This window comes from Chitinimonas prasina, from assembly GCF_030160395.1.
GTDB lineage: Bacteria > Pseudomonadota > Gammaproteobacteria > Burkholderiales > Chitinimonadaceae > Chitinimonas > Chitinimonas prasina.
This window is the reverse complement of the sequence record NZ_BSOG01000003.1, coordinates 1-12574: the sequence shown is the minus strand read 5'-3', so window position 1 is coordinate 12574 and position 12574 is coordinate 1. Positions and strand designations below refer to the sequence as shown.

At 60.7% G+C, this 12574-nt stretch carries 12 protein-coding genes; 4 read left to right on the top strand and 8 right to left on the bottom strand.

Features of this window, described 5'->3' with window-relative positions:
* Positions 1-4 precede the first annotated feature (4 nt).
* Entirely contained in the window at positions 5-586 is a 582-nt protein-coding gene (locus QQK16_RS13140) for a DUF1579 domain-containing protein (RefSeq protein ID WP_284196940.1), read from the bottom strand.
* A 164-nt stretch (positions 587-750) separates the two neighbouring features.
* Positions 751-1593: a heme-binding protein gene (locus QQK16_RS13135; protein WP_284196939.1), complete on the bottom strand. Its 843-nt coding sequence runs from the start codon at positions 1591-1593 to the stop codon at positions 751-753.
* A gap of 632 nt (positions 1594-2225) precedes the next feature.
* On the opposite strand from QQK16_RS13135, the gene QQK16_RS13130 reads away from it, so the two are divergent.
* Positions 2226-4157 carry a thiamine pyrophosphate-binding protein gene (locus QQK16_RS13130; protein ID WP_284196938.1) on the top strand — a complete coding sequence of 644 codons (1932 nt, stop codon included), beginning with the start codon at positions 2226-2228 and terminating at the stop codon, positions 4155-4157.
* Positions 4158-4219: 62 nt separating this feature from the next.
* Entirely contained in the window at positions 4220-5806 is a 1587-nt protein-coding gene (locus tag QQK16_RS13125) for a flavin monoamine oxidase family protein (RefSeq protein WP_284196937.1), read from the top strand.
* A gap of 96 nt (positions 5807-5902) precedes the next feature.
* Here the strand turns inward: QQK16_RS13125 and QQK16_RS13120 are convergent, their stop codons facing one another.
* Positions 5903-6394 carry a DUF1203 domain-containing protein gene (locus QQK16_RS13120; protein WP_284196936.1) on the bottom strand — a complete coding sequence of 164 codons (492 nt, stop codon included), beginning with the start codon at positions 6392-6394 and terminating at the stop codon, positions 5903-5905.
* Positions 6395-6652: 258 nt separating this feature from the next.
* Here QQK16_RS13120 and QQK16_RS13115 point away from each other — a divergent pair, with 258 nt between their 5' ends.
* Positions 6653-7252, top strand: coding sequence for an alpha-ketoglutarate-dependent dioxygenase AlkB (locus tag QQK16_RS13115; RefSeq protein ID WP_284196935.1), 600 nt, complete (start codon positions 6653-6655; stop codon positions 7250-7252).
* Positions 7253-7331: 79 nt separating this feature from the next.
* Here the strand turns inward: QQK16_RS13115 and QQK16_RS13110 are convergent, their stop codons facing one another.
* The 5 genes from QQK16_RS13110 to QQK16_RS13090 all read right to left on the bottom strand — a co-directional run bounded on the left by QQK16_RS13110 (position 7332) and on the right by QQK16_RS13090 (position 11781).
* The gene (locus QQK16_RS13110; protein ID WP_284196934.1) at positions 7332-7814 is read right to left on the bottom strand and encodes an SRPBCC family protein; all 483 of its coding nucleotides are present in this window, start codon (positions 7812-7814) and stop codon (positions 7332-7334) included.
* A complete protein-coding gene (locus tag QQK16_RS13105) occupies positions 7811-8155 on the bottom strand; it encodes an ArsR/SmtB family transcription factor (protein WP_284196933.1) in 345 nt (114 codons plus the stop codon). Before QQK16_RS13105 ends, QQK16_RS13110 begins: the two co-directional genes overlap by 4 nt.
* Positions 8156-8388: 233 nt before the next feature.
* The gene (locus tag QQK16_RS13100) at positions 8389-9225 is read right to left on the bottom strand and encodes a PA4780 family RIO1-like protein kinase (RefSeq protein ID WP_284196932.1); all 837 of its coding nucleotides are present in this window, start codon (positions 9223-9225) and stop codon (positions 8389-8391) included.
* Between the two features lie 454 nt (positions 9226-9679).
* Positions 9680-10159 carry a DUF1579 domain-containing protein gene (locus tag QQK16_RS13095; protein WP_284196931.1) on the bottom strand — a complete coding sequence of 160 codons (480 nt, stop codon included), beginning with the start codon at positions 10157-10159 and terminating at the stop codon, positions 9680-9682.
* A 128-nt stretch (positions 10160-10287) separates the two neighbouring features.
* Entirely contained in the window at positions 10288-11781 is a 1494-nt protein-coding gene (locus QQK16_RS13090; protein ID WP_284196930.1) for an AMP nucleosidase, read from the bottom strand.
* A 180-nt stretch (positions 11782-11961) separates the two neighbouring features.
* Here QQK16_RS13090 and QQK16_RS13085 point away from each other — a divergent pair, with 180 nt between their 5' ends.
* Positions 11962-12336: a DUF423 domain-containing protein gene (locus QQK16_RS13085; RefSeq protein WP_284196929.1), complete on the top strand. Its 375-nt coding sequence runs from the start codon at positions 11962-11964 to the stop codon at positions 12334-12336.
* The last annotated feature ends 238 nt before the right edge of the window (positions 12337-12574 follow it).

Genomic DNA, 12574 nt, shown 5'->3' with positions numbered 1-12574 from the left:
GCGCTTACTTGGGTGGGATAGCCCCAGCAGCAGGCCAATCGGTATCGCCAATGCGCTTGAGATCCATTTCAAAGAAACGCACAGGATCCTTGCCCGGCATCAGCCGATCGCCGACTTCCTTCCAGCTACCGTCCTTGATGGTGGCCGTGTAGCGTATGGTCATGGGCCCCGCGGGGACTTCCCAAACAAAGCCCTGCTCTGTGGGGGTCAGCGCAAAATCACCGACATTGCCCATGGCGTAGGAGTGCATTGTGTAGGCATTGCTGCCGGGGTTGTAGGAGATCGTGCCAAAGGCGTTGAAGCCCACCTTGCCGTCCGCTTGGTAGCCACGCCCTTCCACCACCTTGACCGACCCATCCAGAAACGGCCCGACACGCTCGGTCTGTGTAACTGTGAGCTTCTCGCCCGAGGGCAACAGGGTCCAGGCAGTGCCACGCCAACTGCCATCCATAAAGGCCAGCTTGGCCATGGCAGCCTGCTGGGCAGGGATGACTTTGGCGGGATCGGGCCGCATGGGGCCTGCGGCCTGGGCGCCGACGCAGGTCAGCAGCAGCAGGGACGCAACGGTAGTGCGCAGGGTGTACATGGTGGGCTCTCTTCGTCAGTAGGGGCGGTGACAAGCGTACATGGAAGAAAATAGAAGGGTCGACATATTGTCGGCGCCAGACATCTGGCTGTTGCGAACGCTCAACACAGCCCCTGCACCCCGGTAGAGCGGCCCAAGCCGCCCCGCCAGGATGCAGGCCTACGTTACTGCTTCACCATGGTAGCCACCGAGATATGCGGCCAGTCTATGCCGTCAAAATTAAGTATCACGGTCTGGGTGTATTGCAGCTGCATGAACTGCTCCCCGTCGGGCAGCTCCACTGTCTCTATCCAGAAAATGGCGTCCAGCTTGGTAGCATTGGCATTCTGGGTGATGAAGGGAATATTGACGATACCGCCCACCGGTGTGGTGGATATCTCCAGCACCACGGTATTGATGATGTTCTGTCCCTGTATGGCATCCACCAGCAACTGGTTGGGATTGCCCACCATGGCCTGGGTAATGCCGGGGGGCAGGTTGGAATGCAGGTAGGGGTCCAGATAACCAAGCTGGCCGGTGCCAGGCCCCGTGGGAGTGGAGCTGACCGGTGCAATCTGCGGGCCGCCGTTAACCTCGAACGCCGTGCCCTGGGCCAGCAATGAATCGCCGTGCGGAATGGTGGATTGGCGCACGATGGTTGCCGGCGCCGACGGGTCGCTGGTGGGCGGGACGTTCAGCCAGATGCCGGGCTCGATATGCAGGGCAGCATGGCTCTGTTTGTCGCTGACCCGCTGCAGATAGGTCAAGCCGGTCAGGAAGATATCGTCCTGCAGCGAACCACGGTTAGGGACAGGCGCACCGATGGGTGAAAAGTCCAGTACTTCATGGGTGGCATTCAGCATCAGCCTGAAAATGCCGCCATTTTGCTTGTTGGGCAGTGCAATCAGGTTGAAGCCGCTACCTATCCAGCTGCCGGCAAGATTCTTGAGCAGGCCCAAGGGCGAGGCGGTGGCGGTCGATGGCAGGCTGGCGCGCATCAATTGAACGGGGGGACGGGCTTGATTCACGATGGTATTCCTCCAGTGACGGTTAAGTAGGCACGTACATGAATGTCGTGCTTTTTCTTGCTTGTTGCCGGACACACCACTCGCCACATGGCGATGGCAAAAGGGCCGGCGCAGGCCAGATCGGGATGGCTAGCTCCGTTCTATGGGATGACCGAGCGCCACGCATCATTCATATGGGGGACACTGGATTTATTCCGCCCGCCGGCCATGCCCACCAGCTGGTGACCCTGCTATACCTCCCCCATTTGAATGAAGGTAGCCAACCCGCCTTGTGCTAAAGCTATTGCATGGCATCCGCAATCTGCCCTGCCCGCCTGGGCCGAGACAGACCGAGATGGCATGAAAGCGACCCATAGAGGTCAACAAGGAGCGAGGAATCCTGACCCCTGCCATGGTCCGGTCACATCGGCCACGTCAGGCCATCACGCATTCTCCTGCCTTACGCCTCCTTGCCGGGCCACGCCCACTCAGAGCCTGTTTACGATCTTTTCGCCCCGGGGTGAAAAATCGTGAACAGGCTCTCAGACTGACACGAACGGCAGCAAGACCGTTCGCCCGCACGCGGCACCGGCCACAGGCGGACTCCCCACGGGCTGACGGCCCGATAAGCAATACAAGCAAACGGAGGATGTATGGCAACGGCAACAACAGCTGGCCAGCCCCGCTGGGCCAGGGACTATGTGTTCGATATCTTGAGTGAGCTGGGCATCCACTACATTTTTGGCGTGCCAGGCACCAATGAAATCCCCATCATCGACGGCACCGCCTACCCCGAGAACGAGGTCGAGTACATCGAGTGCCTGCACGAGAACATTGCCATTGGTGCTGCCATGGGTTCGGCCCGCATGACAGGCAAACCCGGCGTGATGGTGGTGCACGTCACCCCTGGCATCGCCCACAGCATAGGCAACCTGTTCAATGCTGCGCGCTCGCAGGTGCCGCTGGTCATACTCTGCTGCCAGCAGCAGAACGAGCTGGTCACGCAGGAGCCCTTGCTGGCCTCCAACCTGGTGGACCTGGCCAAGCAATACACCAAATGGGCACACGAAGTCCGTACGCCGGAAGAACTGCCCATGGTGCTGCAGCGGGCCTTCAAGGAGGCCATGGCCCCCCCGAACGGCCCGGTGTTCGTGGCCATCCCCTGGGAATTCACCATGCGCCGCATCGGCGACCATGACCGCGTGCCCGGTGTCACCCGCATCTCGCCGCACTTTACCGGCGACCCGGAGACCATACGCCAGGTGGCCACCCTGCTGGCCGAGGCCAGGAATCCCCTTATCGTGGGTGGCGATGCCGTGGGCTATGCCAATGCCTGGCCCGAGATGCAACAGCTGGCCGAGCTGATCGGCGCGCCGGTATTGCTGCAGACCTTCAGCAGCGTGGCCAACTTTCCCAATAACGACTACCACTGGCAGGGTGAGCTACCGGGCAGCCAGCAAGCCATGCAGCAGGTATTCGAAGGCCACGATGTGGCCTTCCTCTGCGGATTCAGCAACCAGGCTCAGATCACGGTGTTCAAATACATCCAGGGGGCGCTGATACCCCCCCATGTGCGGCAGGTCTACCTCACCAACAACACCTGGGACATAGGCAAGAACTACTACGGCGAGGCCGCCATCCTGGGCGATATCAAGGCCACCCTGCCCCTGATCAACGCGCTGATCGCCCAGCAGGCACCAGCCGCCGCCACACAGCGCAATCAACACCTGCGCGAGCTGGATGCCGCAAGGCGGGTATCGTGGGATCAATACCTGGCCCAGGCCATGCAGCAGAAGGAAATCTGGGCCGTGGTGATTGCCGACGCTCTGCGGCAGGAGATAGGCGAACGCGGCCTGGACAAGAAGTTTGTCTACGTCCACGAGGCAGTATCCGATCCAGCGCCGTTCCAGTACCTGCTGCCCTTTGGCACCGAGGGGGGTGCGCCCATCAGCTACTACTGCGTGGGCGGCGGCTCCCTGGGCTGGTCCATGCCCGCCACGTTGGGCATCAAGCTGGAGCAGCACGGCTGGCAGGATATCGAGACCCAGCTGGTGGTATCGGCTACCGGCGATGGCTCCTCGCTGTTCTATCCGCAAACCTGGTGGACGGCAGCGCATCGCCAGTTGGGCGTGCTCTACATCATCACCAACAACCACGAGTACCACACGCTACAGCTAGGGCTGCAGCAGGTTATCCAGGCCTATGGCTCGGCACCGGGCTATGGTTGGACGCCCAAGACCGACAACCCGGACTACCTGCGCATCCGCGGCCCTGCCCCCGATTTCGTCGGCATGGCCAAGGCGCTGGGCGAGCTGGGCGGCGAGGTGGTGCACCTGCCCGAGCACGTCCGGGCTGCCGTGCGGCGCGGCATCGATCATGTGCTGCACACCCGCCAGTCCTACCTCCTCGACATGCGCACGGCGCATAACACCCCCACCACCCCATCACTGGCCGAAGCCAACCGCATGGCCCTGGCCCGCTATGCGGGGCAACCGCCATTGGACAGCTTCCATCAGCCAGCCAGCAAGGGCCTGCTCAAGGGCGAGCCCGGCGGTGCGCAGCCCAATATACCCATCCTCTTCTAAATCACAGGCAATAACAGGGCGCCCGGCAGCGGGCGCCTATTCAATCCAAGGAGATCAGAATCATGGCTAACGAAACCGTAGATATCGCCATCATCGGCGCAGGGGTTTCCGGGGTTTACAGCGCCTGGCGGCTCAAGCAGGCCCACCCTGGCAAGAAGATCGTCGTGTTCGAGAGCTCCGACCATGTCGGCGGCCGCCTGCTATCGGTACAGCCGCCCGACATTCCCAATATGGTGGCCGAACTGGGCGGCATGCGCATTCTGCCCGCGGTACAACCACTGATTACGGCACTGATCGCGGAACTCAACCAGTCGCTGCCCCCCCACGAGCAGATCGAAACCTATCCCTTCCCGGTGGACCAGGACCAGAACCTGGCCTATCTGCGTGGCGTCTATCTACGCCTGAGCGACTTCACCAGCCAACCGGACAAGGTGCCATACCAGCTGTCATTCCTCGATAGGGGAGCCACTGCAGGCAGCATCATCCTCAATGCCATCGAGCAGATCGTCCCCGGCATCACCGCCCCCGACCTGACCGAGGAGCAGCGCCGCACCATGGCACAAGAGGCCAGCTTCGGCGGCCTGCCACTCTATCAGCAGGGTTTCTGGAACGTGCTGCTGCGGGTGATAGACAGCGAGGCCTACCAATTGGGGGTGGATGCAGGCGGCTACAACTCCACCCTGTCCAACTGGAACGCGGCCGATGCCATCCCCTGGTATCTCTCCGACTTTGGCATCGACCCGCAATACAAGGGCTTCTGCAAGGGCTTCCAGCAGGTGCCCAAGTCCATCGCGGCGCTGTTCCAGCATGCCGGTGGCGAGATCAGGCTGAACGCCACGGCGTCGCGGCTCAAGTGGGAAAACGAGGTGTTCGAATTTGCCGTCGAGGGCAAGATTATCCGGGCACACCAGCTCATCCTGGCCATGCCGCGCCGCGCCATCGATCTCCTGGCCGCCACCAGCCCCATCCTGCAGGAAATCCAGCGCCTGACCTCCAGCGTCACCCCCAGGCCGTTGTTCAAGCTGTTTACCACCTATAACAACCCCTGGTGGCGCGCCGCCGGCTATACCAACAGTGACAACGTCTACGTACCGGTGCAGGCGGGCCGCTCGGTCACCGACCTGCCTGTACGGCAAACCTATTACTGGCCACAAAGTGACGGCCAACCCGCCGAATCCGGCCGCGCCATGCTGCTGGCCAGCTACGACGACGGCACCAATACCGGCTTCTGGGACGGCCTGCGCCCGCAGCGACATCAGCTGAAGCGCAGCGGCCAGGAAGTCGCCGCACTGGTCGACCCCTTTGTGGGCGAGGCCACCGCCAGCCAGACCGAATCCACCTGGCACCAGTACAAGGCCCCCCGCCTGATGGTGGCCGAAGTCGCCAGACAACTGGGCACCATGCACGGCCTCAACTACACCCCCGAGGTACGCAATGCCGCCTTCCGCGACTGGGGCGACGACCCCTTTGGCGGTGGCTGGAATAGCTGGAATATCGGCGTGAAGAGCTGGGAGGTAAAGAAGCAGATCATCAAGCCGCTTGATATCTGCCAGCTCTACATCTGCGGCGAAGCCTACTCTGATGCCCAAGGCTGGGTGGAGGGAGCCTTGCAGACCGCCGAGATGATGTTGAAGCGGATGGCTTGCTAAGCGACTCCACCTTGCGGTCACCCACCAAGGCCCTGGGGATATCCAGGCCTTGGTGCGGAAGTACCCGCTACCAACAGGGGACAGGGTGATGCGGCCTTATGCGGCCCGCCGCAGGCAACATCCAAAGCAGCCATAACCGGCAAAGCGAGCCAAGACAAACGCCACCTCGTCCCGCTCCCACAACCCTTGCAGGCGGGCCTCCGCCTCCCCTGCCGCAACCACGAAACCATCAACTATGCGCTCGCTGGCCGTATAGGCCCGCAGCACCAGGGTGTCTTTGAAGTAGTCCACTACAGGCGCCAGCGGCAGCGCCTGAACACTGGCGGCGACCGGGCTCGCATCCCGCAGGATAAAGACCGGGCCAAACTCGCGGTATGGCCCCGGCAGGCTGAAAGGGCAATAGCTGGCCAGTATCAACGCCTCACCGGGTTGGGCACGTCTAAGCACATCGCGACAGGGCTCCCCGCCCTGCGCTTGAAGGTATTCCACCGGCTGCTGCTGATCATCCAGGCCATGCATACGTGCACGGGCCAGAAAATCGGCCCTGATGGGCTCGATGCCATAATCGATGCGATAAGGTACGGACATGGTGCTCCCTCTTCATTACGGGCCCAACGGGCCGCAATGCAGATAAGGTAGGCTGCCTGTACCCAAGCCGACACCCGATTCCTGCTCTACCGCAAACGAATTGCAACGCGACCAGCACCATGCCGCATAGGCGGTATTCGCGCCCATACTCGCATTTCGCCTCTGCCTGTACGTCGTACCTCAGGCAAGCGCAACGGCCAAGACACCTATCAGGCGATATGCTGAAGCAGTCTTAGCATGGCAAGGGGGTTAGTTGCCATGCAAGGCGATCAGCCCACGCAAGCGGCCATCCCCCGGCTGGTGGGCACCACCCCATCACAGCAAATCTCCATGAATCCACCGGCTATTGCCCTGCATCCTGGCATTATCCCCAACCCACAGTCACTCTTCGTGCATCTCAAAGAGACCGTCCGCTGGGATGAGCGCATGAAGGCGCGGAAGACAGCCAGCTTTGGCGTTCCTTACGACTATTCACAACTCAGCTATGCCCCTGCTCCCATGCCGGAAGAATTGGACGCGCTGTGCTCGCGCATCCATTCCTTGCTGGGCTTTCGGCCTAACAACTGCCTGCTGAATTACTATCCAGACGGCAACGCCTCCATGGGCTTTCATTCGGATTCCAGCGAACAGTTGGCGCCCGATACTGGCGTGGTCATCGTTTCGTTGGGAGGCGAACGAGCAATCAGCTACCAGGCCAAAACAGATAGGGCGATTCACTTCAGCTACGTCCTCACCAATGGCTCCTTGCTTTATATGTCGGATCAGATCCAGCACGACTGGCTGCACGCCATACCCAGGCAAGTCGGCGCAGACGAGCGCATCAGCGTGACCTTCCGCTCGCTTTTGCCCGGATTGTAGTTTTGCGCAAAGTCTGGCGTCCCCCAGCACAAGCAAAAAGCCCAGCCAACGGCTGGGCCTGGAGTATGACTGCAGTGGTTTACATCTGCTTGGCGTAGGCAACCAATTGATCCAGCGCCGTGCCCCAGCCTTGGTGAAAGCCCATTTCCTCGTGTCGCTGCCTACCGGCTTCGTCACGGTGTATGGCCACGGCCCGGTAACGGGTGCGTCCCCCTGGCAGTTCGTCCAACAACAGCATGGCGCTCATGAAGGGCTCCGCCGCCGGACGGTAGCCAGGCAGCAGGGCATCGGTCCAGACCAGGCGCTGGCAGGGCACAACCTCCAGATAGCAACCGATATTGGGATAGTCCTGGCCTTCCGGCGAACGCATGGTGGTGCTGAACATGCCACCGGGGCGCAGATCAATCTCACAATGTGAAACCGTCCAGGGCGCTGGAGTGAACCAGTGGGGTATATGCTCAGCCTGGGTCCAGGCAGCCCAGACCAGTTCGCGCGGTACATCGATCTCCCGTTCCAGTACCAGGTCCAGCTTGGGATCCGGGGCCCATGGGGTTGCAGTCATGTGTTTTTCTCCTTGAGTGCCATAAGGTAGTGTTCAAGTTGATCCAGTCGACGCTCCCATAGCGTACGTTGCTGCGCCAGCCATTCTTCCGCCAACTGCAAGCGGGCAGCGGCCAGTTGGTATGTGCGTACCCGCCCCACCTTGCTGGAACGCACCAAACCGCAGGATTCCAGTATCTTCAGGTGCTGCACGAAGGAGGGCAACGCCATATCGAACGGCGTAGCCAAATCGCTGACCGTAGCCGGGCCACGGCTCAACCTCTCCAGCACTCTGCGGCGGGTCGGGTCGGACAGTGCGCGGAAAACGCCATCTATGGGCTCAGCGCCATGTGACAAGATCATTCCTCCTGGCTGCACGTTAATCCATGCAGCCTCACTACCATAGCAATTACTTAGGTAAAAAACTAAGTATTAATCTAAAAAAGCCAGCGAAGCGCTGCCAGCCCCTGCAACACCCCAACGCGCTACTTGGGGCCGCAAGACATCCAGCCTTGCAGCTCCTGCCAGGCGAGCGATGACCCTAATGGATCCGGCAAGCTCGCCCAACAACACCAGAAAGAGATTGCTAGCGCCGCCTAGTACGACATACGCCGCAGCGCGTCTTCTTCTAGCGCCCGCTCTACATGGAGCAGGACATCGTCCACATCGGCAGGACGCTCATCCAGCACTACCCGGCCAGTCAAGGGTACATCGGGCAGCAAGCTACCCTCCTTGTAATGTGCCCAGATTTCCTTGCTGTACTGGCTGGCTTGCAGGGCCGGGGCAAACACGGCGAAGAAATTGCGCAGATTGTTCACATCGCGCTCCAACATATCGGCCGCGCTATTGTTGCCAGCGGCATCGATAGCCTGCGGCAGGTCGATGATGACGGGGCCATCCACCCCGACCAGGATGTTGTATTCAGACAGATCACCATGCACCACCCCGGCACACAGCATGCGCACCACCTCCCGCAGCAATACCTCATGGTATTCCAGCGCCAGCGCCTCAGTCAGATCCACATCATTGAGGCGCGGGGCGGCATTGCCATCCGCGTCCACCACCAACTCCATCAACAACACGCCTTCGTGGCAGATATTCGGCCTGGGCACCCTCACGCCAGCGGCGGACAAACGGTATAGCGCATCCACCTCGGCGTTCTGCCAGACCTCCTCCTGCATCTTGCGGCCATAGCGGCTGCCCTTCTCCATCGCCCGGGCCTGCCGGCTGTTCTTCACCCGGCGGCCTTCCTGATACGACGCGCTCTTGCGGAAGCTACGCTGATTGGCTTCCTTGTACACCTTGGCACAGCAGATCTCGTCGCCACAGCGCACGATATAGACGGTCGCCTCCTTGCCACTCATCAACTGGCTGATGACTTCGTCTATCAATCCTTCTTCAACCAGGGGCAGGAGTCTTTTGGGTGTCTTCATCGTAATAGCAATAGGCCAGATAGGGGAGAGAAAACCCGACCGGTCAGGCCGCGTAGGGATACACCGATAGGGATACTCAGGAACAGGGGGCGCAGGCACGGTCACCACACAGGGAAAGCACGCACCGCAAAGCGGGAAGGCAGCGGCTCAAGCCGAGCCGAATCAATAGTTTAACAGCTCCCAGCCACTTGGCAGCGATACTATCAACGACTAGCCTGTCTCATCCGCCCAAAGGCAGAGCCGGCATGGCTAATGCCGCACAGCAGGCAGCTTGCAGCGCCTTGGACACAAAGGCTTAAAGCAAGCGAGCTGGCGCATGCAGGCACTTGATTCATAAATACAAATCACCCCCTGGCAAGCCTTCACACCGCTCAGCCGAGGGGCGGCGCGCTCCATGCCTGCCCAGGCGCCCGGCCCATCATCCTGCTACTGCAGCAGGATGATGGGCGGCAGATTATTTGCGCCAGTAGTTTGCCGTCATGAAACAATGCCACTGGCCATCGTCACCCAAGGTATGGGACTTGAGCGTACGGTGATCCGTACCATGCAGCTCGATGACATCACGGTACTTGCCCATCTTGCCTTCCACGGCAAAATCCGGCCCCTCTGCATCCAGCGACAATATCCTGCGATCCTTGTCCAGGCTGCCATCGTAAACCCATAGATAGGTCATCATCGAGCCTACCCAGCTACCGCAGAAACGACCTTTCTGCGGGTCGTAGCCCAAGGTCATCAGCATATTGGCCATGTCACCATCGGGCATTTCACCACGCCCCTCCAGCAGCACCCACAAGTCACCCAAGGCACGCACGGTCTCCTCGCCCTGGAACTTCATCAGTGGCTCATCCGGCCCCATCACGGCCTCGCTTTCATAGCGCCACTCGCCCACCAGCTGCAACAACCAGCGATGCTCATCCTGTGCATCCATCTGCATGGTCAACCTCCTCAGGTATAGGGATGGCCGCTTAGGCGACCTTGCTGCCACAATCAGCATAGCAAGCCAGGGTTGGAAAGCGCCTGGCAAGCTAGCTAGTCATGACCGCACGGCGCAAGGTGAGGGTGCTATTGGAATGCCACCTCGGCAAAGCTGCGCAGCTTGCGGCTATGCAACTGGCCCAAGCCTTGCTCACGCAACAGTTCCAAGGCGCGTATGCCTATACGCAGATGCTGGTCCACCCGCTCACGGTAAAAGTGGTTGGCCATGCCTGGGAGCTTGATCTCGCCATGCAGCGGCTTGTCACTCACGCACAACAGGGTGCCGTAAGGCACGCGGAAGCGGAAGCCATTGGCCGCAATCGTGGCACTCTCCATATCCAGCGCCACCGCCCGGCTCTGGCTGAAGCGCCGTTGCGGCTTGTTGTCCGGCAGCAGCTCCCAGTTGCGATTGTCGGTACTGGCAACGGTGCCAGTACGCATTACCCGCTTGAGTTCCGCCCCCACAGCCTGGGTAACATCCGACACGGCGGTTTCCAGCGCCTGCTGCACTTCAGCCAGGGCGGGAATCGGCACCCACAGCGGCAGGTCCTCATCCAGCACATGATCCTCACGCACATAGCCATGGGCCAGCACATAGTCGCCCAATTGCTGGGTGGTACGCAGGCCGGCGCAATGGCCCAGCATGATCCAAGCGTGCGGCCGCAATACAGCCACATGGTCGGTCATGGTCTTGGCATTGGCTGGGCCGACACCAATGTTCACCATGGTGATCCCGGCATGCCCCTCGCGTACCAGATGGTAGGCAGGCATCTGCGGCAACCGCGGCGGCGCCACGCCCAGGGCATCCCCGGGCAGAGCTTCGCTGCCCACCCGCCGGGTAATCACATTGCCCGGCTCTACAAAGGCGCTGTAGCCACTATCCGGCTGCGCCATAGCCTCGTGCCCCAGCCGCACGAACTCATCGATATAGAACTGGTAGTTGGTGAACAGCACGTAGTTCTGGAAGTGCTCAGGCGCCGTCCCGGTGTAATGGCGCAGCCGGTGCAGCGAGTAGTCGACCCGTGGTGCGGTAAACAGCGACAAGGGCAGCGGATCACCCGGCTTGGGCTCGTAAGTACCATTGGCAATGCCATCATCCATGGCAGTGAGGTCGGGCAGGTCGAACACATCCCGCATCAATGCCCGCCGCTCCGGGCTCAGGCTGCCTTCGATGTGGTCGTGCTCGGCAAACGAAAAATGCACGGGGATGGGCTGGGTACTGGTGCCTATCTCCAGCTCGCAGTCGTGGTTCTGCAACAGCAGCGAAAACTGCTCCAGATAATAGCCCGCAAACAGATCGGGGCGGGTCAATGTCGTCTCGAAGCGGCCGGGGCCGGATACAAAGCCATAGCTCAGATGAGCGGTATCGATGCTCTTGTTGCGCAATGTCGTACGTATCTGGAAGCGCACAAAGGGATAGCAGGCACGCACATGGCCAGGCAGCGGCTCACCCGCCATAAAGCGACGCATCGCTTCGCGCAGGTGTTTGAGATTGTGTTCATAGATGCGCTGCACCTGCTTCAGGGCATCTGCAGCATTGGTGTAGCGACTGGGGGCGATAAACGGAGGGAGATGGGACATGGGCTCACACATTCAAAGGTGGGTCGCCTGCAGCGCATTCCTGGCATAGCGCAGGTAGAGGCAGGCGCAGGGCACTACTATAGCCAAACCACCGCGCCATGCCCACGCCTGCCAGGCAGTCGCAGGGCTGTTCTACTGGCTTATCATGGCGGCCTTCCCTCAATGAACAGGCAGCAAGACATGAATGCGCGACAACTGATTATTGCCGGCAGTCTCAATATGGTAATGGGCGTCGGGGCCGGTGCTTTCGGCGCACATGGCCTCAAGGCCGTGCTCAACCCAGCCCAGCTGGCCATCTGGCAGACCGCCGTCAGCTATCACCAGCTACACGCCCTGGGATTGATACTGCTGGGTGCATTGGCATCCCGACTGGGGCCAAGCGCCATGGCCCGAATCGGCAACTGCATGCTGGCCGGCATTATTGTGTTCAGCGGCAGCCTATATGCCCTGGCGCTCAGCGACATCAAGCTCCTGGGCGCCATTACCCCACTGGGTGGTGTGGCCTTGCTGGCCGCCTGGCTTATGCTGGCCTGGGCTGCATACCGTTCAAGCTAAGGTGCAGAATAAGCCGTATCGGCGTGAGAAAGATAGATGGCGCATCAGACCTCTCCCCGAGGCCCGGATTGCCAGCGCGGCAGCCCCGCAGGGGTAAGGTTAAGAAGATCCGACAGTGCCTACGCAGCTGCCAATCGCAAACCCAAACCCGCAAAGCAAAAGCCCCAGACTCTGGTGAGTCTGGGGCTTTTATGGGGAGCCTGGCGGTGACCTACTTTCACACGGGTAGTCCGCACTA